Annotated in this window: 27 protein-coding genes; 9 read left to right on the top strand and 18 right to left on the bottom strand. The window is 70.7% G+C overall.

Annotated elements, in window-relative coordinates:
* Positions 1–52: 52 nt before the first annotated feature.
* Entirely contained in the window at positions 53–658 is a 606-nt protein-coding gene (locus tag OED52_RS01865; RefSeq protein WP_264153018.1) for a hypothetical protein, read from the bottom strand.
* Positions 659–824: 166 nt separating this feature from the next.
* Complete coding sequence (locus OED52_RS01860) at positions 825–1,028, bottom strand: cold-shock protein (RefSeq protein WP_003935252.1); 204 nt, start codon at positions 1,026–1,028, stop codon at positions 825–827.
* Between the two features lie 363 nt (positions 1,029–1,391).
* Between OED52_RS01860 and OED52_RS01855 the strand changes: the two genes are divergently transcribed.
* Positions 1,392–3,752: a DEAD/DEAH box helicase gene (locus OED52_RS01855; protein WP_264153017.1), complete on the top strand. Its 2,361-nt coding sequence runs from the start codon at positions 1,392–1,394 to the stop codon at positions 3,750–3,752.
* Here OED52_RS01855 and OED52_RS01850 read toward each other — a convergent pair whose 3' ends face one another.
* The 7 genes from OED52_RS01850 to ssd are packed head-to-tail and all read right to left on the bottom strand — an operon-like array spanning position 3,753 to position 8,319.
* Positions 3,753–4,103, bottom strand: coding sequence for an Rv3654c family TadE-like protein (locus OED52_RS01850; RefSeq protein WP_264153016.1), 351 nt, complete (start codon positions 4,101–4,103; stop codon positions 3,753–3,755).
* Entirely contained in the window at positions 4,100–4,462 is a 363-nt protein-coding gene (locus OED52_RS01845) for a TadE family type IV pilus minor pilin (protein WP_264153015.1), read from the bottom strand. Before OED52_RS01845 ends, OED52_RS01850 begins: the two co-directional genes overlap by 4 nt.
* A complete protein-coding gene (locus OED52_RS01840) occupies positions 4,459–4,668 on the bottom strand; it encodes a DUF4244 domain-containing protein (RefSeq protein ID WP_264153014.1) in 210 nt (69 codons plus the stop codon). Before OED52_RS01840 ends, OED52_RS01845 begins: the two co-directional genes overlap by 4 nt.
* Before the next feature lie 45 nt (positions 4,669–4,713).
* A complete protein-coding gene (locus OED52_RS01835; protein WP_264153013.1) occupies positions 4,714–5,289 on the bottom strand; it encodes a type II secretion system F family protein in 576 nt (191 codons plus the stop codon).
* Positions 5,286–6,098: a type II secretion system F family protein gene (locus OED52_RS01830; protein WP_264153012.1), complete on the bottom strand. Its 813-nt coding sequence runs from the start codon at positions 6,096–6,098 to the stop codon at positions 5,286–5,288. The genes OED52_RS01835 and OED52_RS01830 overlap by 4 nt, the downstream gene beginning before the upstream one ends.
* On the bottom strand, positions 6,095–7,267 hold the full coding sequence (locus tag OED52_RS01825) for a TadA family conjugal transfer-associated ATPase (RefSeq protein WP_264153011.1): 1,173 nt from the start codon (positions 7,265–7,267) through the stop codon (positions 6,095–6,097). The genes OED52_RS01830 and OED52_RS01825 overlap by 4 nt, the downstream gene beginning before the upstream one ends.
* Positions 7,264–8,319, bottom strand: coding sequence for a septum site-determining protein Ssd (gene ssd / locus OED52_RS01820; protein ID WP_264153010.1), 1,056 nt, complete (start codon positions 8,317–8,319; stop codon positions 7,264–7,266). The genes OED52_RS01825 and ssd overlap by 4 nt, the downstream gene beginning before the upstream one ends.
* 357 nt (positions 8,320–8,676) lie before the next feature.
* Between ssd and OED52_RS01815 the strand changes: the two genes are divergently transcribed.
* Positions 8,677–9,525, top strand: a complete 849-nt coding sequence (locus OED52_RS01815) for an HAD family hydrolase (RefSeq protein ID WP_413247702.1) — start codon at positions 8,677–8,679, stop codon at positions 9,523–9,525.
* Between the two features lie 431 nt (positions 9,526–9,956).
* On the opposite strand, the gene OED52_RS01810 is transcribed toward OED52_RS01815, so the two are convergent.
* Positions 9,957–10,706 carry a Fic family protein gene (locus tag OED52_RS01810; protein WP_264153009.1) on the bottom strand — a complete coding sequence of 250 codons (750 nt, stop codon included), beginning with the start codon at positions 10,704–10,706 and terminating at the stop codon, positions 9,957–9,959.
* A gap of 197 nt (positions 10,707–10,903) precedes the next feature.
* Here OED52_RS01810 and acs point away from each other — a divergent pair, with 197 nt between their 5' ends.
* Complete coding sequence (gene acs, locus OED52_RS01805; RefSeq protein ID WP_264153008.1) at positions 10,904–12,835, top strand: acetate--CoA ligase; 1,932 nt, start codon at positions 10,904–10,906, stop codon at positions 12,833–12,835.
* Positions 12,836–13,123: 288 nt separating this feature from the next.
* The gene (locus OED52_RS01800) at positions 13,124–14,695 is read left to right on the top strand and encodes a trypsin-like peptidase domain-containing protein (protein ID WP_264153007.1); all 1,572 of its coding nucleotides are present in this window, start codon (positions 13,124–13,126) and stop codon (positions 14,693–14,695) included.
* An 88-nt stretch (positions 14,696–14,783) separates the two neighbouring features.
* On the opposite strand, the gene OED52_RS01795 is transcribed toward OED52_RS01800, so the two are convergent.
* The gene (locus tag OED52_RS01795) at positions 14,784–16,181 is read right to left on the bottom strand and encodes an MFS transporter (RefSeq protein WP_413247701.1); all 1,398 of its coding nucleotides are present in this window, start codon (positions 16,179–16,181) and stop codon (positions 14,784–14,786) included.
* A gap of 176 nt (positions 16,182–16,357) precedes the next feature.
* Here OED52_RS01795 and nhaA point away from each other — a divergent pair, with 176 nt between their 5' ends.
* The 3 genes from nhaA to OED52_RS01780 are packed head-to-tail and all read left to right on the top strand — an operon-like array spanning position 16,358 to position 19,039.
* On the top strand, positions 16,358–17,584 hold the full coding sequence (gene nhaA, locus OED52_RS01790; protein WP_264153005.1) for a Na+/H+ antiporter NhaA: 1,227 nt from the start codon (positions 16,358–16,360) through the stop codon (positions 17,582–17,584).
* Positions 17,584–18,090: a phage holin family protein gene (locus OED52_RS01785; RefSeq protein WP_264153004.1), complete on the top strand. Its 507-nt coding sequence runs from the start codon at positions 17,584–17,586 to the stop codon at positions 18,088–18,090. The genes nhaA and OED52_RS01785 overlap by 1 nt, the downstream gene beginning before the upstream one ends.
* A gap of 13 nt (positions 18,091–18,103) precedes the next feature.
* Positions 18,104–19,039 carry an alpha/beta fold hydrolase gene (locus tag OED52_RS01780; protein ID WP_264153003.1) on the top strand — a complete coding sequence of 312 codons (936 nt, stop codon included), beginning with the start codon at positions 18,104–18,106 and terminating at the stop codon, positions 19,037–19,039.
* 16 nt (positions 19,040–19,055) lie between these two features.
* Here OED52_RS01780 and marP read toward each other — a convergent pair whose 3' ends face one another.
* The 4 genes from marP to nth are packed head-to-tail and all read right to left on the bottom strand — an operon-like array spanning position 19,056 to position 22,453.
* Positions 19,056–20,243, bottom strand: a complete 1,188-nt coding sequence (gene marP / locus OED52_RS01775) for an acid resistance serine protease MarP (protein ID WP_264153002.1) — start codon at positions 20,241–20,243, stop codon at positions 19,056–19,058.
* Positions 20,240–20,938 (bottom strand): NUDIX hydrolase, encoded by a 699-nt coding sequence (locus tag OED52_RS01770; RefSeq protein ID WP_264153001.1) that lies wholly within the window; start codon positions 20,936–20,938, stop codon positions 20,240–20,242. Before OED52_RS01770 ends, marP begins: the two co-directional genes overlap by 4 nt.
* A complete protein-coding gene (locus OED52_RS01765) occupies positions 20,935–21,603 on the bottom strand; it encodes a TlpA family protein disulfide reductase (protein WP_264153000.1) in 669 nt (222 codons plus the stop codon). Before OED52_RS01765 ends, OED52_RS01770 begins: the two co-directional genes overlap by 4 nt.
* A gap of 4 nt (positions 21,604–21,607) precedes the next feature.
* A complete protein-coding gene (gene nth / locus OED52_RS01760) occupies positions 21,608–22,453 on the bottom strand; it encodes an endonuclease III (protein ID WP_413247700.1) in 846 nt (281 codons plus the stop codon).
* A gap of 21 nt (positions 22,454–22,474) precedes the next feature.
* On the opposite strand from nth, the gene OED52_RS01755 reads away from it, so the two are divergent.
* Both OED52_RS01755 and OED52_RS01750 read left to right on the top strand, forming a co-directional pair.
* The gene (locus OED52_RS01755; protein ID WP_264152998.1) at positions 22,475–22,747 is read left to right on the top strand and encodes a hypothetical protein; all 273 of its coding nucleotides are present in this window, start codon (positions 22,475–22,477) and stop codon (positions 22,745–22,747) included.
* Between the two features lie 196 nt (positions 22,748–22,943).
* Entirely contained in the window at positions 22,944–23,618 is a 675-nt protein-coding gene (locus OED52_RS01750; protein WP_006552426.1) for a Crp/Fnr family transcriptional regulator, read from the top strand.
* A 79-nt stretch (positions 23,619–23,697) separates the two neighbouring features.
* Here OED52_RS01750 and OED52_RS01745 read toward each other — a convergent pair whose 3' ends face one another.
* From OED52_RS01745 to OED52_RS01735, 3 genes are read right to left on the bottom strand one after another with little or no spacing between them, the layout of a single operon-like run.
* The gene (locus OED52_RS01745; RefSeq protein WP_264152997.1) at positions 23,698–24,486 is read right to left on the bottom strand and encodes an MBL fold metallo-hydrolase; all 789 of its coding nucleotides are present in this window, start codon (positions 24,484–24,486) and stop codon (positions 23,698–23,700) included.
* 35 nt (positions 24,487–24,521) lie between these two features.
* Positions 24,522–24,986 (bottom strand): RidA family protein, encoded by a 465-nt coding sequence (locus OED52_RS01740; protein WP_264152996.1) that lies wholly within the window; start codon positions 24,984–24,986, stop codon positions 24,522–24,524.
* Between the two features lie 3 nt (positions 24,987–24,989).
* Positions 24,990–25,154 carry a DUF4177 domain-containing protein gene (locus OED52_RS01735; RefSeq protein WP_006552429.1) on the bottom strand — a complete coding sequence of 55 codons (165 nt, stop codon included), beginning with the start codon at positions 25,152–25,154 and terminating at the stop codon, positions 24,990–24,992.
* Positions 25,155–25,196 lie beyond the last annotated feature (42 nt).

Raw genomic sequence — 25,196 nt, 5'->3', positions numbered from 1 at the left:
GTTCCCCCGACGCGGCCACACACAGGGTCGCACATCCTCACCGGACGACTCTTCACAAGTGATGATCGGCGGGCTCCACATGGGGCCAGATCCGCCGCGCCTCGTCGGCGTCGGGAGGTGCCCCGATGTTCTCGACGAACCTGGTCAGCCGCTTGCGGCCGGAGATCCGCAGACCCGGCCGGCCGGTGCCGTGCGTTCCGATCAGAGTGGGCGCGATCCCGGCGTGCAGGAGCGCCTGCGCCAGCGGACCGTGCGTACCGGGCGCCACCGGGTCCAGTCCCAGGACGTACTGCGCGCCCTCGACCTCCATCCGGCCCGCGGCCAGGAACCACACCCGCTGCGCGCGGGCGGTGGGCATCCATCCCGTCGGCACCGTCTTGCCCTCCTCGCCCGTCCACTCCGCCGCGAGGGTCCCGATGAGCCTGTCGGTGGCGGTACCGACGAGGAAGAGCCCGTCGTCGCGGACGACCTCGGCGTCGATCCCCGTGTCGCGCACGAACCGGGCGACGGCCGCCGCGCGCCATTCCTCCTCGACCTCGACGGAGATCGATGCGCCCTCGTCGGTGACGGTCACGTGGCCGTGCGCGGCGAGCAGGCCGCTCAGATCGGCCAGGGCGGGCGGCATGGTCTCCGCACCGAAGAAGGACAGTTGACTCACGGGTCCTCCTCTCCTCGTGGCCGACCTCATGACGGGCCTCGTGACCGAGCACAGCGGAGTGATCGCAGGATGCCCGGAAAAGCATCGTCCCCCATCACCCGAGGTGATGGGGGACGATTCGGATGAGACGCAGGGTCTCACCCGTCAGCTCGTTCGAGCGGGTGAATCAGAGTGCGCGAACACCGGTGGCCTGCGGGCCCTTGGTGCCCTGGCCGACCTCGAACTCGACTCGCTGGTTCTCCTCGAGGGTGCGGAAACCGGAACCCTGGATCTCGGAGTAGTGAACGAACACGTCGGCGGAGCCGTCCTCAGGAGCGATGAAGCCGAAGCCCTTCTCCGCGTTGAACCACTTCACAGTGCCCTGTGCCATGCTTTTCCTTCTCTTTCTAACACCGGATTCGACGAACCGCCGGGTACGCGGTCCGCCAGGTCCCGATTCCGACCGCTGTACTTCTCGAATCCCCCGCTGGAAGAGCCAAAGCACCGCGCTCGCAACCATCGATCCTGCGAGCGTGAACCTTCTCGAGGCACCGAACACAGAAGCTGCGACCGGGTGTCAGTCAACCACGTTCCGAGCCTGTGCAACAGTAGGAATAGGCACAAACGTGCCGATTCCTCGATCTTGTTCATGTGTCGGTAGCATTACCGACCGGTAGTTGTTTCTGCCGTGTTACGGGAGGGGCGTGAGCGCTCCCCCGGACCTCGATCCAGCCCGACCGTCTCGGAGTTCCGCGTGACCGGCCCGCCCCCTCTCCACACCGGCGACGGCACCGCTCCCACCTACGGGCGTCTCCTCCTCGATCACCTGCTCGCCGGAACCCCCTCGGGCGAGACCCCGCTGACGCACGTCGCCGAGATCCCCGCCCGCGAGGCCCGGTACGGCGACTGGCCGCAGTGGGCTCCCGACCCCCTTGTCCAGGCGTTTCGGGAACGCGGCGTCGACCGGCCCTGGAGTCATCAGGCCGAAGCGGCCGAACTCGCGGCGAGCGGGCAGCACGTCGTCGTCTCCACCGGCACCGCCTCCGGCAAGTCCCTGGCGTACCAGCTGCCCGTCCTCGGTGCACTCGCCGAGGATCCGCACGCCACCGCCCTGTACCTGTCCCCCACCAAAGCGCTCGGCGCCGATCAGCTGAAAGCCGTCACCGAACTGACCTCGGCGACGGACACGTTGTCGACGGTGTGTGCGTGCGCCTACGACGGGGACACCTCGCCCGAGATCCGGCAATGGGCACGACGGCATTCACGGTGGATCTTCACAAATCCCGACATGCTGCACCTGTCGCTGCTGCCCGCGCACGCGCGCTGGGCGCACCTGTGGCGGCGGCTGCGGTACGTCGTCGTCGACGAATGCCACGCCTACCGCGGGGTGTTCGGATCGCACGTCGCGTTGATCCTGCGGCGGGTACGCCGCGTGGCCCGGCGGTACGGCGCCGATCCGGTCTTCGTCCTCGCCTCGGCCACCACCGCCGAACCCGGAGCGGCCGCGTCCCGGCTCATCGGGGCGCCGTGCCGGGAGGTCACCGAGGACGGTTCACCCCACGGCCCGCGCACCGTCGCGATGTGGGAACCCCCGCTACTGAAGGACGTCACCGGCGAACACGGCGCACCCGTGCGGCGCGCGGCCGGCACCGAAGCCGGGCGGCTGCTCGCCGATCTCGTCGTCGAAGGCGCCCGCACCCTCGCGTTCGTCCGATCCCGGCACGGCGCCGAACTCGCCGCGATGGGAGCTCGCCGGTTGCTCACCGAAGTGGCACCCGACCTCGTCGAGCGGGTCGCGGCGTACCGCGCGGGCTATCTGGCCGAGGACCGACGCGAACTCGAAGCCGCGCTGTCGGAGGGACGACTGCTCGGTGTCGCGAGCACCAACGCCCTCGAACTCGGGGTCGACATCGCCGGGCTGGACGCGGTGGTGGTCGCCGGATTCCCCGGCACCGTCGCATCGTTCTGGCAGCAGGGCGGTCGCGCCGGGCGGCGCGGGCAGGGATCGCTGGTCGTGCTGGTCGCGCGGGACGACCCGCTCGACACCTATCTGGTGCACCATCCGCAGGCGCTGCTCGACCGGCCGGTCGAGGCCACCGTCACCGATCCGGGCAACCCCTACGTCCTCGGTCCGCAATTGCTCTGTGCCGCATCGGAGCTCCCCCTGTCCGAGGACGAGGTCGACGAGTTCGGTGCCCGCGAGGTCCTCACCGACCTCGCCGACCAGGGCCTGATCCGCCGGCGCCCGCACGGCTGGTTCGTCGCCCCCGGCGTCGAACCGCACGGCGACGTCGAGATCCGCGGCGGCATCGGGCATCAGGTGGCGATCGTCGAAGCGGACACCGGGCGCATGCTCGGCACCGTGGAGGCGGGACGCGCCCCCGCGACCGTACACCCCGGCGCCGTGCACCTGCACCAGGGCGAGACCTTCGTCGTCGACGAACTGCACCTCGAGGACGGCATCGCGCTCGTGCACGCCGAGGATCCCGAATGGTCCACCAGCGCACGCGAGATCACCGACATCTGCTGCATCTCCGTCGACGAGATGCACGACCACGGGGCGGTCACCGTCGCGTCGGTGAGCGTCGAGGTGAGCCACCGCGTGGTCGGGTATCTGCGCCGGCTGCCCTCCGGCGAGGTGCTCGACCAGATCATCCTGGACATGCCCGAGCACACCCTCCCGACCCGCGCCGTGATGTACACGATCGACCCGGAGCTGCTCGACCGGATCGGCATCACCGCCGAACGCGTCCCGGGTGCGCTGCACGCCGCCGAACACGCCGCGATCTGCCTGCTGCCGCTCGTGGCGACCTGCGATCGCTGGGACATCGGCGGTGTCTCCACCGATCTGCATCCCGACACCGGGCTGCCCACCGTCTTCGTCTACGACGGGCAGCCCGGCGGTGCGGGATTCGCCGAACGCGGCTTCCACCGGATCGCCCGGTGGCTCCGCGCCACCCGCGACGCCGTCGCCGCCTGCGAATGCGCGGCGGGATGCCCGTCCTGCGTGTACTCCCCCAAGTGCGGCAACGGCAACGATCCGCTCGACAAGGCCGGCGCGATCGCCGTGCTCGGGGCGGTCCTCGACGCGATCGAAGGATCGGAGCCCGCCTGATCACGTCCCGGCCGGTCCGGCCCGCGCCACCGCGGCCGCTTCCCTCCCACCGAACAGCGGAGACGTCCGTGCGGCGACCTCCACGACGGCGTCCCATCCCTCGATCCGGCACCCGCGCAGGCGCACCCGCATCCGGGTGACGATCGGGTCCGCGCTCCCGCACGCGGCGTCCGCTCCCCGGTCGAGCGCGGCAGCGACGGCCAGCGCCGACAGATCCGCCGCCGCCTGCACCCGATGACGGGTGACCACCGCACCCCCGAGGTGCACGGCCGTCACGGTGAGCGCGACCAGTGCCGCGGCGATCGCGCAGCCGAAAACGGTGGCGCTGCCCCGGTCGTCGCCGGAAGTCATTCCGCCGATTCGGGTTCGCGCACGGCCACCGCCTCCGCGGTGAGGGTCAGCATCGGCAGCAGCGGTGCGTCCGCGTCGATTCCGGCGACGAGCAGGTCGCCCTCCTCGGTGAGCGAGACCCGCGCACCGGCAGGAGCGACGCGCGTCGCCACCTCCACCGCACGGTCCCGGTCTCCGCGAGCGGCCAGGCGGGCAGCTTCCCGCGCGGCGTCCTGGCACCGCACCTGATGCGAGATACTCAGCAGCGCACCGAGACACAGCACCAGCACGGTCACCAGGCTCGCGATCGCCAGGGCCGCCTCGACGGTGACCGCCCCGTCCTCGGCCGCGAGACCCCGCAGCCTGTGCCCTGCCGTCACACCGACGTCTCGAGCGCACGCTCGACGATCCCCGTGAGCGCCGAGACGATCGAATCGCCGGTGACCACGGTGTAGAGCACCGCACCGAAGGCCGCCGCCGCGATGGTCCCGATCGCGTACTCCGCGGTGGACATGCCGTCCTCGCGCCCCCACAGACCGATCGTCCGCGAACGCACCTCGCGCAGAACAGTTTCCCGTGTCGACATCGTTCTCCCCCTTCATTCCACGGCGCGGACGCTCCGCGCCGACGCTCACATCAACCCGGCCCCCAGCACGTCCCTCGCCAGTCCCACGACCACCGGCACGATGCCGAGACAGACGAAGGCGGGCAGGAAACACAGTCCGAGCGGACCGCTCACCAGCACCCCGGCCCGGTCGATCCGCGCCGCGACCCGATCCTCCTCCTCCTGGCGGTGCCGGCTCGCGAGTTCGGCCACGGTCTCCGACAGCGGGGCACCGGACTTCGCGGATCGCCGTGCAGCCCGCGCGAAGTCGTCGAGAACACCGGAATCACCGGTGCCCTGCCACGCCTCGGCGGGATCGGCGCCGAGTTGCAGACGGTCGGCGCCGCGACGCAGGGCCGCGGCGAGGTCGGGTGGCGCCGACTCCGCGACCACGCGCGCCGCCGAGGCGGGCGGCATCCCCGCGCGCAGGCACGCGGCGAAAAGGTCGAACGCGGCCGGCAGGGCGTGCGGGTCGGGGCCGGCGCCGGGACCGGACGGCGAATCCCCCGACTCCCTCGTCGAGACGAGCCGCGTCGCGGCGTCCGGAACGGGGACGACGGTGAGCGCGCCCGCGCCGAGCAGCGCCGCCCACACGGCGCTCATGCCGCCACCCGGGCGGCGATCGCGTCGGTCCACAGCAGACCCGCGCAGGCGAGGGCCGTACCCACGACGAGCATCGCGCCGCCGAGACCCCCGGCGAGCAGGATGCCGAGCGGCGCGGCACCCATGAGCTGCCCGAGCCCCACGCCGAGCGCGGGCAGTCCCGCGAGGACGGAGGCGGTGGCCCGCGCTCCGGCGAGTCCGGCCTCGGTGCGGGCGCGCACCCGCATGCGGGCCGCGAGATCGGCCCGGGCGGCGGTGAGTAGTTCGGCGAGGGCCAGACCGTGCCGCTCCGACACCGCCCACACGTCCGCGATGCGGTCGAGGCTCTCGGCGATCCCGCTCCGGCCGTGCGCGTCCGTGGGAGCGCGCAGTCCGTCGGACGCCGACCCGCCGAGCCGCGCCCGGGCCGCCGCGATCCGGAAGGCGTCGGCGGCGGGACTGGTCGTCTCGCGGGCGGCGGTCTCGCACGCCTCGGCGGGATGGGTGCCGACCCTCAGGTCGGCGATCACGGTGTCCAGACCCGACAGCAGCGCGCGGCGGTGACCGTCGAGGGCGGTGTCCCGGCGGCGGGCGTGCAGGCGTCGCCAGGTCGTGCCGGCCACGATCGTGGCGGCGAGCGCGGGGGCGACACCGACCCACAGCACCGCGACGAGGCCCGCCGCGGCGGCGAGGCCGAGGAGGGCGGGTCGCGGCGGCCGCCGTCGCGCAGATCCACCCCGACGAGGCCGGTCGCGTCGCAACCGCTCGGCCGCGGGCCGGTCCGGGACGAGACACAGCGCTGCCGCCAGGCAGAGCACGGTCGCGGTCACGGTGCCTCCCGACGACGCAGCAGGGTCTCGAGTCTCTCCATCCCGTCCCCCGGACCGTGCGCGTGGGTCCAGGCCGGGGCGACGATCACTCCGGACACCGGGTCGCGTTCGACCACCCCGATCTGCGCCAGCCGCCGCACCCCGTCGGCGCCCCGGTGGACGTGCAGGATCACCTGCACCGCCGCGACGAGCTGGCTGTGCAGCGCGACGCGGTCGAGCCCACCGAGGGCGGCGAGCGCCTCGAGCCGGGCCGGGACCTCGTCGGGCGAGTTGGCGTGCACGGTTCCGGCCCCGCCGTCGTGCCCGGTGTTCAGCGCGGTGAGCAGGTCGACGACCTCCGCGCCCCGTACCTCCCCGATGACGATGCGGTCGGGACGCATCCGCAGCGCCTGCCGGACGAGATCACGGACGGTGACCTCCCCGACGCCCTCCACGTTGGGGGCCCGCGCGACGAGCCGCACCACGTGCGGGTGAGCCGGCACCAGCTCGGCGGCGTCCTCGACGCACACGATGCGCTCGGTCGCGTCGACCGCTCCCAGCAGCGCCGCGAGCAGAGTCGTCTTCCCCGCGCCGGTGCCTCCGACGATCAGGAAGGCGAGCCGCGCCCGCACGATGCGTCGCAGCAATCGGTAGGCGTCCTCGTCCACCGCGCCCCGATCGCGCAGCGCCTCGAGTCCCTGCGTGGCCGGACGCAGCACCCGCAGCGACAGGCACGTGCCGCCCTGCGCGACCGGTGAGAGGACGGCGTGCAGCCGCACCCCGAACTCGCCGTGCCCCGGCAGGCGGCCGTCCACCCACATCTGGGCGTCGTCGAGGCGCCGGCCCGCGAACAACGCCAGGCGCTGGGCGAGACGCCGGACCGCGGCCTCGTCGGGGAACACGACGTCGGTCAGGTGCAGGCCGCTGCCGCGGTCCACCCACACCCGGTCGGGGGCGGTGACCAGCACATCGGTGACGGCGGGGTCGGCCAGCAGGCTCTCCAGCGGACCGGCGCCGCTGAGCTCGGTCTGCAGGTGCCGCAGGGCCGCGAGCAGGTCGGAGTCGCCCAGAACCCCGCCCGACTCGGCGCGCAGCGCCGCGGCCACCCGGGCCGGGGTGAGTTCACCCGCTTCGTCGGCGAGCCGGTCGCGCACCCGGCCGAGCAGGTCGCCGTCGAGGATGTCGCTCATGCCACCCGCCTCGGGACGAGGCGGGTGGAGAGGGTGGCCAGCACGTCCCGGGCGGCTGCGGCCAGCGGTGATCTCGACCGCAGCCGCAGTCCGCCGCGTTCGAGCATCTCGGCGAGTCCCGGCTCGGGGCGCATCGAGGCGAGCAGGTCGAGTCCCACGACGTCGGCCACGTCCTCGGCACGCAGACCGCCGGGTGCCGGGCCGCGCACGACCAGCCCGGCGGGATCTCCCCGTTCGAGGAGACGCCCCGCGACCCGCGCCGCGGACAGTGCTGCTCCGACGCGGGCGGGGGTCACGACGACCGTGAGGTCGGACAGGGCGAGCACGGTCTCGGCCACCGGGCCGAAGCAGCGGCCGACATCGCAGACGACCGTCGTCCCGGCGCCCTTCAGGGCCTCCACCACCGCGCCGGCCGCGGCGGGAGTGAGCCGGTCGGCGGCCTCACGGTCGGTGGAGAGCACACCGACTCCGGGCCGCCAGGCCGGGGCGGCGTCGCGCAGGGCCCGGGCGGAGACGCGTCCGCCGTCCACGGTGACGCCGGACCATCGCACGCCGGGGCGTTCCTCGAGACCGGTGAGGACGTCGAGACCACCGCCGAACGGATCGGCGTCGACGAGCAGGGTGTCGTGACCTGGGGTCCAGGCGAGCGCGGCTGCGAAGGTGGAGGCCCCGGCGCCGCCGCATCCGCCGACGACGGTGAGGGCGACGCCGCTGCCCGCGGCGGGTTCACCGGCCGCCGAGACGAGCGCGAGCAGCTCCACCTCGTCGTCCGGCAGCGCGAGGACGTGCTCGGCGCCCACGGTGGCGGCAGCCTGCCATTCGTCCAGGTCTGCCGGTCCCGAACACACCAGCACGACGCCGGGCCGGCGGGGATGCTCGGCGGCACACACCGTGGCCGCGGCCCGGTCAAGGACGACGATCGCGGCGTCGGTCCACATCCGCCGTGGTACCGGCGGGGACGCCTCGTGGAGCGCGCGGTCGGCCGCGGCGGCGACGCGACGCAGGTCCGCGACGAGCGCGGGGTCGTCGATCAGGCCGAGGATGTCGTTCATGGCGGACAGCGTGCCGCCTGCGGGGCCGATTCCGGTCCGGAAAGCACCCGGACCGGCGGATCTGTGGATGAATCGGCGCCCTGTGGACAACTCGGCTGCGCGCACGGTCGCCGGCAGCGCAGCGAGGCAGGATGCACGGAGAAGAGAAAGTGCCCAGAACAGACGACAGCCCTCGCCAGGGGGGAGGAGGCGAGGGCCGTCTGCGTTCAGCCCCGGGGGGTCGGGCTGAACACAACCCGAACCGAATCCGGGCATTCGCGATAGTACACCGTCGAGCACAGATGGTTGCAAGCTCAACTTCGACGCGGCGCGCGGTCTCGCGCCCCGGCGGGAACGCCCCGCACCTATTGTGGGGACGTGACTCATGCGCCCGCCGACCCGAGCACGACGGCCCCGTCGACCGCACGTGCCCCGGGTCCCGGTCGCATCGCCGCCTTCTTCGACCTCGACAAGACCGTGGTCGCGAAGTCCAGCGTGCTGGCCTTCACCCGCCCGTTCTTCGAGGAGGGTCTGCTCAGCCGCCGGGCGGTGCTGCAGAGTCTGTACGCGCAACTCCTGTACATGCTGTCCGCCGCCGACCAGGCGCGCGTGGACCGGATGCGCGAGCACATCGCGCGGATGTGCAACGGCTGGGACGTCGAGCAGATCAGGTCGATCGTGGACAAGACCCTGCAGGACGTGGTGACCCCGCTCGTGTACGCGGAGGCGCAGGACCTCATCGCCGACCACCGTGCCCGCGGACACGACGTGATCATCGTGTCGGCCTCGGGGCAGGAGGTGGTCGAGCCGATCGCCCGGACACTCGGTGCCGAGCACAGTACCGGCAGCCGGATGCGGATCGTCGACGGACGGTACGCGGGCGAGGTCGAGTTCTACTGCTTCGGCGAGGCGAAGGCGGTGGCGATCCGCGAGATGGCCGAGCGGTACGGTTACGACCTCTCACGCAGTTACGCGTACTCGGATTCGGCCACGGACCTGCCGATGCTGCAGGAGGTCGGCAATCCCCGCGTCGTGAACCCCGACCGTCCCCTCCGCCGCGCGGCCGTCGAAAACGACTGGCCGATCTTGATTTTCGCTCGGCCGGTTCCGCTCGGCCGACGCGCACGGCCGTCGTTGCGCGCGCTGGTGACACTCGCTGCCACCCTCGGCGCGACGGTCCTGATCCTCGGTGCCACACGTCGTCTCGCGCAGCGACGGACCCACTGACCCCTCCCCGGAGCGCCGGCGAGAGCATCTGCAACACACCGGATTTTGGGGCTTGCCGACACTCCCACAGCGGGGTACAAAGGAGTTACGGAAGGACGGAAGGCCAAGAGCGAATCGGAAGAGAAGATTCGATCTCCCGACCGGACTTCCCAGCACGGACACCGAGTACCCACGCGAAGCCGATGCCACTATAAGGGCACGAGGTTTGTGGGCCTGCGACTCCGGACCGTCCTCGACGAAGACCTCGCACCCGTTGCGAGGACCGAATCGGCGACACCGGATGATCGCCGAGGCCGTTGAAACACAACCCATTTCAGCACGCATGGTAACCCGGACCGCCCGTGCTAGCGGGTGGCGACATCGATTCCGATCGATGAGCCACCCGCTTTCGTATACGCGAGAAGAGCTGAACCGCAGGAGGTTTCGGTCGGTCAGCCCGCGAACGCCTCGGCGATGGAGCCGGCCTCCCGGGCACCGGCCTCGAGCGACCCGCAGCAGAACAGCACCCAGCCGCCGACGCCCTCGGCCGTGCCCGACGCGAAGCCCTCCAGCCCGTCGCGATAGGCCGGCACGCGGCGCATCCAGTGCACCTCGGGGACCCCGAGATTGCGGGGATCGAGCCCCGACGCGACACACACCAGCCGGGCCGCGGCCCGGGCCACGATCCCGTCGGCCACCCCGAAGGGTTTCAGCACGGCGAGTTCACCGTGCACCACGGCGGCGAGCACCGGGGCCGGTGCGCCGGTTCCCCCGGTGACGAGCTGGGCGAGGGCATCGAGACGCTCCCCGACACCCGGCTCGACGCGTGGGCGGCCGAGCCGTTCCGCATCGTCGACGAGGTCGGCGGCCGCGAGGACGTGGAGCCGGGCCAGCGCCTGCAGAGGTGCGCGGCGCCAGGTCGCCACCGAGTTGGCGAGTGCGTCGCCGTCGAGCGACTGCGCGACCCGCAGTGCCCCGGCGAGGATCGGGTCGCCCTTCTCCCCCGGCTGCGGCAACTCCATCGAGCCGCCGTCGATCGCCGCCGACGCTCGCGCCGCGCGCACCGACGCCTCCGCCGCGGTGTTGGCCCAGCCGCGCCGGTTGGTGCGGTGACGGTGCACCTCCGCGAGGGCGTCGCGGGCGCGGTCGGCGGCGTCGCGTACGCCCGGGAGGTCGACGAGGGGCTGAAGCGGGTCGGTCACGTGCACGACGGTACAGTCGAGGCCCCGGCTTCCGGACGAGTGGTTCCCCCGGTGTGCACACAGGCCGTTCGTCGCGTGAAAGCAACCGATCGGCGACTGTGACGGGGTTGCAGCCCGATGCAACGGTGCGGCCCGAGTCACAGGTGACTACGCTCACAAGCGCAAGAAACACCGAACGACCCGGAAAGGCCCGCAGTATGACGAGCGCAGCCCAGGAGCACGAATCGAAGGCGTACCCGCCGAGCCCGGAGTTCGCCGCCACGGCCAATGCCGGTCCCGAACTGCAGGCTGCCGCGGACGCCGACCGGCTGGCGTTCTGGGCCGAGCAGGCGAAGCGGCTGGACTGGGCGACGCCGTGGACCGAGGTGCTCGATTGGTCGGACGCTCCGTTCGCGAAGTGGTTCGTCGGCGGGCAGCTCAACGTCGCCTACAACTGCGTCGACCGGCACGTCGAGGCCGGCAACGGCGACCGGGTGGCCATCCACTTCGAGGGTGAGCCCGGCGACAGCCGTTCCCTGACCTACAACGACCTGCTCGCGGAGGTCTCCCGCGCGGCGAACGCCTTCACCGAGCTCGGCCTCGTCGCCGGTGACCGGGTGGCGATCTACATGCCGATGATCCCCGAGGCCATCGTGACGATGCTCGCCTGCGCGCGGCTGGGCCTGACCCATTCGGTCGTCTTCGGTGGCTTCTCCGCCTCCGCGCTGCGCTCACGCATCGACGACGCACAGGCCAAGCTCGTGGTCACCGTCGACGGCCAGTGGCGCCGTGGCCAGGCCGCACCGCTGAAGGCCGCCGCCGACGAGGCCGTCGCCGGCGCCGAGTCGGTCGAGCACGTGCTGGTGGTGCGTCGCACCGGTATCGACGTCGCCTGGACCGAGGGCCGTGATCTGTGGTGGCACGAGACGGTGGAGAAGGCCTCGCCGGAGCACACCGCGCAGCCGTTCGATTCCGAGCACCCGCTGTTCATCCTGTACACCTCGGGCACCACCGGTAAGCCCAAGGGCATCATCCACACCTCGGGTGGTTACCTGACCCAGGCGTCGTACACCCACCACTACGTCTTCGACCACAAGCCTGGCCAGGACGTGTACTGGTGCACCGCCGACATCGGCTGGGTCACCGGGCACTCCTACATCGTCTACGGCCCGCTGAGCAACGGCGTGACGCAGGTGGTCTACGAAGGCACCCCGAACTCGCCGAACGAGCACCGGCACTTCGAGATCATCGAGAAGTACGGGGTGTCGATCTACTACACCGCCCCGACGCTGATCCGCACGTTCATGAAGTGGGGCCGGGAGATCCCCGATGCACACGACCTGTCGTCGATCCGTCTGCTCGGCTCGGTGGGCGAGCCGATCAACCCGGAGGCCTGGCGCTGGTACCGCGAGGTCATCGGCGCCGGCAAGGCCCCGATCGTCGACACCTGGTGGCAGACCGAGACCGGCGCGATCATGATCTCGCCGCTGCCCGGCATCACGGCCACCAAGCCCGGTTCGGCGATGGCGCCGCTGCCCGGCATCTCCGCGAAGATCGTCGACGACGAGGCCAATCCGCTCGGGGCGGGCGGCAACGGTTATCTGGTGCTCGACCAGCCGTGGCCGTCGATGCTGCGCGGTATCTGGGGCGACAGCGAGCGTTACCGCGAGACCTACTGGTCGCGCTACGCCGAGCAGGGCTGGTACTTCGCCGGTGACGGTGCCCGCTACGACGAGGACGGCGCGCTGTGGGTGCTCGGCCGCGTGGACGACGTCATGAACGTCTCCGGTCACCGCATCTCCACCTCCGAGGTCGAGTCGGCGCTGGTGTCGCATCCGGCGATCGCCGAGGCCGCCGTCGTCGGCGCCTCCGACGAGACCACCGGTCAGGGCATCGTGGCGTTCGTGATCCTGCGCGAGCACGTCGAGAACACGGGCGAGCAGCTGATCAAGGAACTGCGCGATCACGTCGCAGTGGAGATCTCCCCGATCGCCAAGCCGCGCCAGATCACGGTGGTGCCGGAGCTGCCGAAGACCCGCTCCGGCAAGATCATGCGGCGTCTGCTGCGCGACGTCGCCGAGGGCCGCGAGCTCGGCGACACCTCGACGCTGGTCGATCCGGCGGTCTTCGACGCGATCCGCGGCAAGTAGCCCGGACCGCTTTCCTCCGCACCGACGCGGCCCGCTCCTGAAGGAGCGGGCCGCGTCTGCGTATTCATACCTACTTCACGTCGCGTTACTTATGAATTGTCCCAAAGTACGTTTCGGACCCATTGGAACCGGGAACACTATTCGATTTGTCCCATTGGCCTTGCTGATTCTTGGGCCTACTCTTGGCCGGTAATCGAACGGCGCTGCCTCGCAGGAATCATTCGAAGCCGAAGTCATGTGTGACGCCGCGCCGTCCACATCTTTCTTCACTGTTCGTTCGGAGGACCCATGTCCGGATCAGGACGCAGTACGTCACGCCGATTCGCTGCGGGTGCGGTACTCGCACTCGGTCTGCTCAGCGCATCCCCGGGCACCGCGCTGGCAGAGGACAACGCCACCCGCCCCGCGGTCAACCCGGAGCAGCGCGCCGCCGCCCTGATCCGTCCGGCCACCGTGTACATCGAGGCCACCACGACCGGCTGGCTCCGCATGCCCGACGGGGAGCTCTTCGACACCGCGCCCTACCAGGCCAGCTGGACCTGCACCGGCTTCGTCGTGAACCCCGACGGATGGGTCGCGACGGCCGGCCACTGCGTGGACGACGTCCGCAGCATGCTGCTCGACACGGCGTTCGCCGACATCTACGCCGCCAACATGGACTGGGACCCCGACGAACTCGCTGCCTTCGTCGACGGCAGCTTCACCGTCGAGGGCGAGAAGGGCGGATCCGACCCGGCCCTCGACATCTCCGTGTACTTCGGTGAAGGCAATGTCGCGGAGACCCTGCCCGCCAGTGTCATCGAGTTCCGCCCGCTGCAGCAGGGCGACGTCGCCCTGCTCAAGGTGCAGCGCGACGACCTGCCCTCCTCGCTGCTCGCGAGCGACGACGACGTCGCGATCGGGACGCCCGTGCTGTCGGTGGGCTTCCCCGGCAGCACCGCGGGAGTCACCGATCCCACCCTCGAACCGACCAACAAGAGCGGCAAGGTCAGCGCGAAGAAGACCTCCGGCACCGTCCCGTTCTACGAGACCGACGCGGCCCTGTCCGGCGGCATGAGCGGCGGCCCGACCGTCGACCTCGAGGGCCGGGTCATCGGCCTGAACAGCTTCGGCCCCTCGGGTGAGAGCCAGGCGTTCAACTTCATCGCCCCGTCGAGCGGTCTCGAGGAACTGCTCGCCGCCCGCGGCATCACCGCCCAGCTCGGCCCGGCCGACGAGCGCTACCGCGAGGCGCTCACCGACTACTACGAGGGCCGCTACACCGAGGCCATCGAGGGCTTCGATTCCGTCCTCGCCATGTCCCCCGGCTACCCCGGTATCTCGAACCTCAAGTCCGACGCCGTGCGCCTGCGCGACCAGTACGGCGACGCGGCGTCCTCCGGCTCCTCCTCGTCGCTGCCGCTGGTGCTCGGCGGGACCGGCGCCGCGGTCGTGGTCGTCGCCGCGCTCGGCGGTTTCCTGATGATGCGCAACCGCCGCAACACCCCGGCCCCTGCGGCCGTCGGTTTCCACGGTGCTCCCGGTTCCGGCCCGGTTCCGCCGGTCGGCGGCGCACAGCAGCCACAGCACGGCATGCCCGTCCACGGCGTCCACACCCCGGGTGCACCGACCCCCGGGGGCCAGACGCCGGGAGTGCAGACGCCGGGTGCGCAGTCGCCGGATGTGGAGATCAAGGCCTTCTCCCAGCTCCCGGCGGGGTACACGCCGCCGATCACCCTGCAGAACCTGCAGACCCCGCCGAGCGCGCCGGCCCAGAACTCGTCGACGCCCCCGCAGGCAGGCCGGTTCTGTTCGTCCTGCGGCACCGAACGTCGCGGCAACGAGAACTTCTGCTCCAACTGCGGGAACAAGCTCACCTGATCTGCACGTCCACAGCAACGACAGTCCACAGCAACGACAGGGGCCTCCCGATCCGTCCGGATCGGGAGGCCTCGTGCGGGTGTGGGGATCAGACCTCGTCGAGCGCCCGGTCGCGGGTCTCCTTCACCACGAGCAGCGCCACGAAGGTCGTCGACGCCGCCACCAGCAGGTAGATGCCGACCCAGCCGACGCCGTAGGTCGTGGCCAGCCACGTCGCGATGAACGGGGCCACGGCCGCGCCGAGGATGCTCGACACGTTGTAGGCGATGCCGGAGCCCGTGTAGCGGACGTTGGTGGGGAACAGCTCGGGCAGGATCGCGCTCTGCGGACCGAAGGTCAGGCCCATGAGCAGCATGCCGACGATCAGGAAGAACAGCATCCGACCCGAGCCCATGCCGTCACCCGACAGCAGGAGCTGGAAGCACAGGCCGAAGACCATGATCGCGGCAGTGACGACCAGCAGCGTGGAGCGGCGGCCGTAGCGGTCGGCGAGCCAGCCGGCGAGGGGCACGGCCGCGGCGAAGAACAGCACCGCGATCAGCTGCAGCACCAGGAAGTCCGAGTACTGGAAGCCGGCGCCGTGACCGCCCTCGGCGGGGGTCTTGCCGGTGCCGAAGCTGAGCACCCAGGTGGTCATGATGTAGAAGAGCGTGTACGTCGCGAGCATGACGAACGTGCCGATGATCAGCTGACGCCAGCTGGTCCTGAACACCTCGGCGAGCGGGGTCTTGACCTTCTTCCCCTCGGCGACGGCCTTCGCGAAGACCGGGGTCTCCTCCAGCTTCAGACGCACGTACAGGCCGATGATCACCATGATCGCGCTGAGCAGGAACGGGATGCGCCAGCCCCACTGCAGGAACGCGCTGGACAGGTCCGGATCGGAATTGTCGTGCCCGAGCAGCAGCGTCATGATCAGGAACAAGCCGTTGGCGCCGATGAAACCGATGGGGGCGCCGAGCTGCGGCCACATCGCCGCCCAGGCGCGTTTGCCGGGTTCGGCGGTCTCGGTGGCGAGCAGCGCCGCACCGGACCATTCCCCGCCGAGACCGAGGCCCTGGCAGAACCGCATGAGGGCGAGCAGCGCCGGCGCGACGAGGCCGACCTGGTGGTAGGTGGGCAGCAGACCGATGAGGAAGGTCGCGATACCCATCGTCAGCAGGGAGCCGACGAGCGTGGCCTTGCGGCCGATGCGGTCGCCGAAGTGCCCGAAGACGATCGACCCGACCGGCCGCGCCACGAAGGCGATACCGAAGGTCGCAAGGGAGGCCAGCAGCGCGGTGGTCTCGTTGCCCTTCGGGAAGAACAGATGGGGGAAGACGGAAACGGCGGCCGTCGCATAGATGTAGAAGTCGTAGAACTCGATGGACGTGCCGACCATGCTCGCCACGACGATGCGACTGCGCGGCACTCCGGCGACGACGGAGGAGTCGTCGTCGCCGAGCCCGACGGATGTACTCACTGAACCAACTCCAGGACTAGGAACCATATGGTGAGAAAGAATCCCAACTAATAGGAAAGTGAACACCCCGGTTTCCTCCCCCCGCAAATCGGACACCCTCACGTGCCCACCCCGAACACCGTTAGACTCCTCCCGGGGTGTGCCGGGAAGTCTGGTCGGCGGCGGCTCGGCCGTACCCGTATCCATCGACCCGAAAGACCCACGTGTCCGACACCTCGACGCCCACCTGGACCGCTCCGCTCGGTCGTTTCCTCCGCACCGAGACGGTCGGGGGCGCACTGCTGCTCATCGCCGCAGCGATAGCCCTGATCTGGATCAACTCCCCTCTCGGCGACTCCTACGTCGCGCTGCGGGACTTCGCCGTCGGACCGGAATCCCTGCATCTGCACCTGACACTCGGCGACTGGGCCAAGGACGCCCTGCTCGCCGTCTTCTTCTTCGTCGCCGGCCTCGAACTCAAACGCGAACTCGTCGTCGGTGAACTCGCCGAACGGAAGAAGGCGATCCTGCCCGTCATCGCCGCGTGCGGCGGCGTGATCATGCCCGCGGTCATCGCCGCCGTCGTCGGCTGGGGCGCCCCGGGCATGGACCGCGGCTGGGCGATCCCCGTCGCGACCGACATCGCCTTCGCGCTCGGCGTGCTCGCCCTGACCGGCTCGCGGATCCCCACCAGCGCGCGGGTGTTCCTGCTGAGCCTGGCCGTGGTCGACGACCTCATCGGCATCGCCCTCATCGCGATCCTGTTCACCTCGGGTCTCGCCGTCGTGTGGCTGCTCGCCACGGTGGCCGCGGCCGCGGTGTACTGGTTCGCGCAGCAACGCCGCATCACCACCCCCCTGCTCTACATCCCGATCGCGGTGTTCACCTGGTACGCCATGCACCAGGCCGGCATCCACGCGACCGTCGCCGGCGTCCTCCTCGGCCTGCTCACCCGCGTCCACCCCGACCCCGGCGAGGACTACGCGCCCGCCGAGCGCCTGGCCCACCGCATCCAGCCGTGGTCCGCGGGTCTGTGCGTCCCGGTCTTCGCCCTGTTCGCCTCGGGTGTGCCCATCGGCGCCGAGATGCTCGGCAAGGTGTTCACCGATCCGGTGGGCCTGTCCGTCGTCCTCGGCCTGCTCGTCGGTAAGACGATCGGCATCTTCGGTGCCACCTTCGTCGCGATCCGGCTCGGTCTCGCGACCCGCCCCACGGGTCTGATGTGGGGCGACGTGCTCGCGCTCGCCGTCATCGGCGGCATCGGTTTCACGGTGAGCCTGCTCATCGCCGAACTCTCGCTCGGCGACATCCACGGCGGCGAACCCGCCGAGATCGCCAAGGCCGCCGTACTGGTGACCTCTTTGATCGCGTCCGTCCTGGGGTCGACGCTACTGTTACGACGTGGGCGCGCCCACCGCCAACGGAACGAAACAACCGAAGGGGTCGAGTAGTGAGCGTGACGAACGCGAATCGTCCGGAGAACGGAGTCCCGTCGAGCATCTCGGGTATTCCGTTGTCGAAGGTGGACGCTCCGACACCACGGGACGCCAGCATCGGTGAGCTCGTCCGCGACGCCGCGGCCCAGGTGTCGACCCTCTTCCGGGCCGAGGTGCAGCTCGCGAAGGCCGAGGTGACCGGTGAGGTCAAGAAGGGCATCCAGGGCAGCCTGTTCTTCATTCTCGCGCTCACCGTCCTGGCCTTCAGTTCGTTCTTCTTCTTCTTCTTCCTCGCCGAACTCCTCGACGTGTGGGTGGCGCGGTGGCTCGCCTTCCTCATCGTCTTCCTGCTCATGCTGGTGGTGACCGGCCTGCTGGCCCTGATCGGCTATCTGCGGGTGCGCAAGCTCCGCGCACCGAACAAGACGATCGATTCGCTCAAGGCGACCGCGACCGTCCTGCCGACGCACCACGACGGACAGGACGCTGCCGGAGCCGGTGCCCCGGTCTCACGTCGCTGACCGCGGAGCCGACTTGTCCGTTCCCGATCCGTCCACGGTCCGATATCCCGGGCCGTGGACACATCGAGACATCCGCGCCAACGGCATCCGGTTCCACGCCGTCGAAGCGGGCCCGCAGGATCCCGACACCCCGCTCGTGGTGTTCGTGCACGGCTTCGCCGACCTGTGGTGGTCGTGGCGTCACCAGCTCACGGCCTTCGCCGATCTCGGCTACCGGGCCGTCGCCGTGGACCTGCGCGGCTACGGCGACACCGACAAACCGCCGCGCGGTTACGACGGGTGGACCCTCTCCGACGACATCGCCGGGCTGATCCGGGCGCTCGGCCACACCGAGGCGATCCTCGTCGGGCACGCCGACGGTGGGCTCGTGTGCTGGGCGACGGCGGTGCTGCACCCGACGCTGGTGCGGGCGATCGCCGTCGTCGACTCCCCGCATCCCATCTCGCTGCGCGACGCGACGCTGCGCGACCGGGCCCAGCGCAAGGCGCTGCTACCCACCTTCCTCGCGTACCAGCTGCCGTGGCGCCCGGAACGGAAACTGGTCCGCGACGACGGCCTGGAGATCGAGCGGCTCATGCGGTTGCGGTGCGGTCCGCAGTGGCGCCGCACCGACGAGTTCACCGAGGTCGTCTCCCGTCTGCGCACGGCCATCCGGATCCCCGGCACCGCGCACCTGACCCTCGAATACCAGCGCTGGGCGTTCCGCAGCCAGTGGCGGCCGGACGGTCGCCGCTTCATGAAGGCGATGGACGTCCGGCTCGACCTGCCGATCCTGCAGCTCCACGGCGCCCTCGACCCCTACGTGCTCGCGTCGACGCTGCGGCGCTGCGTGCGGCACGCCCCGGGACGCATCCTGAAGTTCGTCGACGACGCAGGGCACTACGCCCACCAGGAGCAGCACGAGACGGTGACGGCGCTGCTCGCCGACTTCGTCCGCGGCCTCGACTGACCGGCGATCCGCCCGGTCAGACGATGCAGGCGCCCGTCTCGACGGGCACGTTCCCGCCCGCCATCTGCAGCTGCCGGCTCACCTCGGCGGAGGTGAGCACGAAGCCGGTGTCGGAGTCGTCGACCGCGGCACCGAAGACCATCCCGAGGACCCGCCCGTACGGGTCGACCAGCGGGCCACCCGAGTTGCCCTGACGGATCGTGCCGCGCACCGTGTACACCTCGCGTTCGACCGTGCCACCGCGGTAGATGTCCGGGCCCTGCAGATCGAGCGTCTCGCGGATGCGGGCCGCGCTCGCCGTGTACGGACCACCGCCCGGATAGCCGAGCACGATGGCGTCGTCCCCCGTCTCGGCGGGCGACGGCGCGAAGGTCAGCGGCTGGGACACCAGGCCCGGCACCGCCAGGATCGCGACGTCCACCTCCGGATCGAACAGTACGACCGTCGCGTCGAGCGGCCCGCCGGCGGTGTCGACGGTCACCGCGGCCGTGCCGGCGACGACGTGGGCGTTCGTCATGACACGTTCGGGTGCCACCACGAAACCGGAGCCCTCGAGGGCCTTCTGGCAGCTCGGCGCGACACCGTTGATGCGCAGCACGCTCGGCTGCAGCTGCGCCGGCACCGAACTCTCGAGGAGCCGGGCGTCGGGGGCGGCGACCTCGGCGATCGGGGTGCGGCCGAACGGGCCGATCACCTCCGGCAGGCCCGAGGTGTCGAGCAGCGCCGAGAACTCGTTGGGGATCGCCCGCATCCAGTCGGGGGCGAGGTCGTCGACCGTGCCGAGCACCGTCGAGCCGCGCACCGCCGCGGAGACCGCGGGCTGGGTGGTCGCGGTCAGCGGGATGGCGAGCAGCCACGCCGCAACCAGTACCGCGGTGGCCTGCAGCCCGGCACCGACGACGCTGTCCACCGCACGGGCGCCGGGACTGTGGATGCCGCTGCGCGCGGCACGTCCGAGGACCATGCCGGCCACCTCGCCGACCACGACGAGCACGACGATCAGCGCGATCCCGGCGAGGATGCGCAGCCGGCCGTCGTCGACGTGCACGAGGACGTGCGGCGCGACGAGGATGCCGGCGACCGCGCCGAGAAGCACTCCGAAGAACGCCAGTGCCGACGCCACCGCGCCCTGCCGGAGTCCCGAGGACGCCGCGATCAGCACGACCACCACGATGATCAGATCGATCCAGCCCGATCCGGTCACGACTCGACCACCCCCGTCTCCAGCTCCGCCAGCACCACGTCGAGATCACGGACGTCGTGGTGATCCCATTCGATCTCCCACCCCGAAGCCGCGAACAGCCCCGCGAGCACGCCCGCGGTGAAACCCCAGACCAGCATTCCGTCGACCTGGAAGGCCGGGCCGCGATAGCCGAGCCGGTGCCGTACCTGGAAGCGGTTCTCCGGATCGAGCAGCTCGTGCAGCGACACGCGCACCACGCGGGTCGCCTCACCCGGGTCGACGACCCCGACGGGACTCGGGGTCTCCCAGTAGGCGACCACGGGTGTCACCTCGAAACCGGAGGGCGGAATGAACAGTTCGGGCAGCACCGCGAGGGGGCGGATGCCGGTGGGGTCCAGGCCGGTCTCCTCCTCCGCCTCGCGCAGGGCGGTGTGGATTGGGCCGTAGTCCCCCGGATCGGCGGCGCCACCGGGGAAGGCGACCTGCCCGCTGTGCTGACGGAGGGTGGCCGCACGCTGGGTGAGCAGCACGTCGGCGTCGTGCGGCAGTCCGCCGCGCGCCAGCGGATCGGGTTCGGGGGACCCGCCGAACAGCACCAGCACCGACGCCTGGCGCACGCGCGCACCGTCGGGGGCGCGGCGGTCGAGGATCGGGTTGTCGCCGTGCGGGTCGGCGGGGTTCGACGCGGCGAGGCGCCGCAGCCATGCGGGGATCATGCCGCCACCCCCAGATGCTCGCGGACGACCTCGGCGACCTCGTCGGCGGAACGGAACGGGCGGGGCAGCACGGCGGCGACCGTGCCGTCGGCCTCCAGCAGCACCGTCACCGGCAGCACGGCCGGGGCGCCGACCGCCGCCTGGACGCGGCCGGAGCCGTCCTGCACGCCGGGCAGCCGCACGCCGTAGTCGGCGAGCCGGCCGAGGGCGTTGCTCTCGTTGGGGTCGGTGTGCACGGTCAGGACCGTGACGGCATCGCCGGCGCGGTCCGCGTACTCCTGCAGCACCGGCAGTTCCTCGGCGCAGGGGGCGCACCACCACGCCCAGAGATTGACGACGGCAGGCCGTCCGGCGAGGGCCGCGGCGAGATCCACGGTGGAGCCGTCGCCGACGCATTCGAGGACCAGTCCGGCGATCGGCGCCTGCGGATCCGGGGGCGACACGCCCGGCTGCGGACACGGATTCAACGCGGCTTCCGCCCGCAGTGGGGCCAGTGCGTCGGGGGTGTCCTGGGGCCGGCGGTCGACGGGTGCCGCCGACGTCGTGGCGGAGGTGGATCCGGTGGTGGGGGTCTCCGCGCGGTCACGCGGCCAGATCGCGACGATCAGCGCCACGATCACGACGAGTACTGCCAGGCTCCATCGGCCTGCTGAGGAGGGTCGCACCTGTTCACCGCCCGGCCAGCTCGAGCAGATGCTCGGTCTCCGGTCCCTTCACCAGCGCGGCAGCGGTCTGCGGGTCGGTCGGGCCCGTCCCGTAGGAGGGGCAGTCCTTCGCGAGCACGCACACCCCACAGGCCGGTTTCCGTGCGTGGCACACCCGGCGGCCGTGGAAGATCACGCGATGGGACAGCAGGGTCCACTCCTTGCGCTCGATGAGCGCTCCCACCGCGTGTTCGATCTTCACCGGGTCGGTCTCGTCGGTCCATTCCCAGCGGCGCACGAGCCTTTGGAAGTGGGTGTCGACGGTGATTCCCGGCACATCGAAGGCGTTGCCGAGGATGACGTTGGCGGTCTTGCGGCCGATGCCGGGCAGCGAGACGAGGTCCTCGATCCGGGCCGGCACCTCGCCGTCGAAACGCTCGAGCAGCGCCTGGCCGAGACCGATCAGCGAGTTGGCCTTGTTGCGGTAGAAGCCGGTCGAGCGGATGTACTCCTCGAGCTCGGCACGGTCGGCCTCGGCGTAGGCGCGGGCGTCCGGATAGCGCGCGAACAAAGCGGGCGTGACCTGGTTGACCCGCACGTCCGTGCACTGTGCGGACAGGATCGTGGCCACCGCGAGTTCGAGCGGATTCGTGAAGTCCAGTTCGCAGTAGACGTGGGGGAAGGCCTCGGCGAGACGCCGGTTCATCCGCCGTGCGCGACGGACAAGGGCCAGACGCGACTCCGGCCCGCGAGCCTTTCCGGATGCTCGGCGCGGGGCCGTCTGGAGGCTCTCGGAAGGGGTCGCTCGCACCTGAACCACTGTACGTAAAGCTTCCGACGTCGATCCGGCCCCGTGTCTCTTCTGAGACATTCCCCGTGTTTACTTCCCCCTATGCAAGCTCTTGCTGTCGTGCTCTTCCCGGTGCTGCTGATGCTGTTCGCACTGTCCATGGAGCGTGTCGAGGCGCGCCTGAGTCGACTGTCGGTCCGCCAGCAGGAAGTGGAGGAATTCCTCGACAAGGCGAACCACGCCGACGTAGCGGCACTCGCCCGGGAAGGCTTTCCCGGAGCCCTCGCCCGTTTCCACCGTCGCCGCCGGCGCGGGGCCGACACCGACGAGGTCGACGATTCCGACGACGACCTGCGCGCACGTCGCGCCAGCTGAGCGACTACCTGCCGGTAGCCTGGAGGGGCCGGTGAGCGATTCCCGTCGACCGTTTCCGTGGTATCGGTCACTCACTCACGCCGCGAGCACAGTAGACTGGACGCTCGTACGCCTGACAGGTGCCCTGCCCGGGATATCCGTCGACGTGCAGACCCGGCAGTAGATGACGAGATTTTCATTCCCAAAAGGAGCGCACGTGGACGAGGTCCTGGCCAGAGCAGGCATCTTCCAAGGAGTCGAGCCCTCTGCGGTTGCGGCGCTGATCAAAGAGCTGCAACCGGTCGATTTCCCGCGCGGCCATGTCATCTTCAACGAGGGTGAGCCCGGCGATCGGCTGTACATCATCGTTTCGGGCAAGGTGAAGCTCGGACGTCGTTCGCCCGACGGCCGTGAGAACCTCCTGACGATCATGGGCCCGTCCGACATGTTCGGTGAGCTGTCCATCTTCGACCCGGGTCCGCGTACCTCCACCGCCACCACCGTCACCGAGGTGCGGGCCGTGAGCATGGACCGCGACGCCCTCAAGGCGTGGATCGACCAGCGCCCCGAGATCGCCGAGCAGCTCCTGCGCGTCCTCGCACGTCGTCTGCGCCGCACCAACAACAGCCTCGCCGACCTGATCTTCACGGACGTTCCCGGCCGTGTCGCCAAGGCGCTGCTGCAGCTGGCCCAGCGTTTCGGCACCCAGGAGGCCGGCGCCCTGCGCGTCACCCACGACCTGACGCAGGAAGAGATCGCGCAGCTCGTCGGCGCCTCCCGCGAGACCGTGAACAAGGCCCTGGCCGACTTCGCGCACCGCGGCTGGCTGCGCCTCGAGGGCAAGAGCGTTCTGATCTCCGACTCGGAGCGTCTGGCGCGTCGCGCTCGCTGACACCCCCCGACATCGCGAAGAGGCCGGGACGCACTCGCGTCCCGGCCTCTTCGCGTGTTCCGGCTGCAGGTGTTCCGATTCAGCCGAAGCTGCGCAGGTACTCCAGCTGCACGTTGACCGACTTCTCGGCCGCTCCCCACAGTGAGCGGTCGACGTCGGCGTAGACGTGCTCGACGACCTCCCGGGCCGTGGCCTCGGAGCCGAGGGTGCGCAGCGCACCGCGCACCTGCTCGAGCCGTTCCTCGCGGTGCGCGAGGTACTGGCGTGCGATCGTCCCCAGATCCGGCAGCTCGGGGCCGTGCCCGGGCAGCACCGTGTAGCCGTCGCCGAGCGCGATCAGCGCCCGCAGCGACCGCAGGTAGTCGCCGAGGTCGCCGTCGCTGTCGTCGAGGACGGTGGTGCCCCGGCCGAGGATGGTGTCGGCGGTGAGCACGCTGCGGTCCTGCTCGAGCACGAACGACAGCGAGTCGGCCGTGTGCCCCGGGGTCGCGAGGACCCGGATGCGCAGCCCCGCCGCCTCCACGACGTCGCCGTCGGACAGCTCTCCCCCGCCCCCGTGCCGGTGCTCCGGCAGGACGGCGTGCACGGGACAGTCCGCCAGCTGCGAGAAGCGCTCGGCCCCTTCGGTGTGGTCGAAGTGCCGATGGCTGATGAGCGTCGCTGCCACCGGCACCTGCGCGATCCGCTCGAGATGCTTCTCGTCGAGCGGACCCGGATCGACCACGACGCACTCGTCGCTGCCCGGCGCGCGGAGGATCCAGGTGTTGGTGCCCTCGAGCGACATCATCGAGGGGTTCTCGGCGAGGACCACCGCAGCGTTCTCGGTGACCTGCCGCAATTGTGCGTAGGCGGGGTGAACCAGCGCCATCTCGTCGCCTCTCGTTGTCGAAGGAAGGACGGTGCTCAGCGCACCTCGACCATCAGTTCCACCTCGACGGGGGCGCCGAGCGGCAGTTCCGCGACACCCACGGCCGAGCGGGCGTGCGCACCGACGTCGCCGAAGATCTCACCGAGCAGTTCCGAGGCGCCGTTGATGACACCCGGCTGACCGGTGAATCCCTCGGCGGAGGCGACGAATCCGACCACCTTGACGATGCTCGCGATGTTGTCGATCCCGACGATGCCGTCGACGGCGGCGAGGGCGTTGAGGGCCGCGGTGCGGGCGGCGGTCTTCGCGTCCTCGGGGGTGACCTCCGCACCGACCTTGCCGGTGTGGGTCAGGGTGCCGTCGACCAGGGGCAGCTGCCCCGAGGTGTAGACGACGTCACCGTTGCGGACGGCGGGCACGTAGGCCGCGACCGGCTTGGCCACCGGCGGCAGGATGATGCCCAGTTCCTTCAGACGTTCGCTCCAGGTCTTCTCCGCCATCGATCAGCCCTTCGGACGCTTCAGGTAGGCGACGTGCTGCTCACCGGTCGGCCCGGGCAGAACGGTGACGAGTTCCCACCCGTCGGCGCCCCACTGATCGAGGATCTGCTTGGTGGCGTGTGTGAGCAGCGGAACGGTCGCGTACTCCCATGTTGTCGTTTCACTCATGTCGTGAACCCTATCCGGCACCGCTCGGGCTCCACGACTTAT

This window comes from Rhodococcus sp. Z13, assembly GCF_025837095.1.
Classification (GTDB): Bacteria; Actinomycetota; Actinomycetes; order Mycobacteriales; family Mycobacteriaceae; genus Rhodococcus; species Rhodococcus sacchari.
Note: the sequence above shows the minus strand (reverse complement) of the source record. Positions and strands in the feature narration are given on the sequence as shown.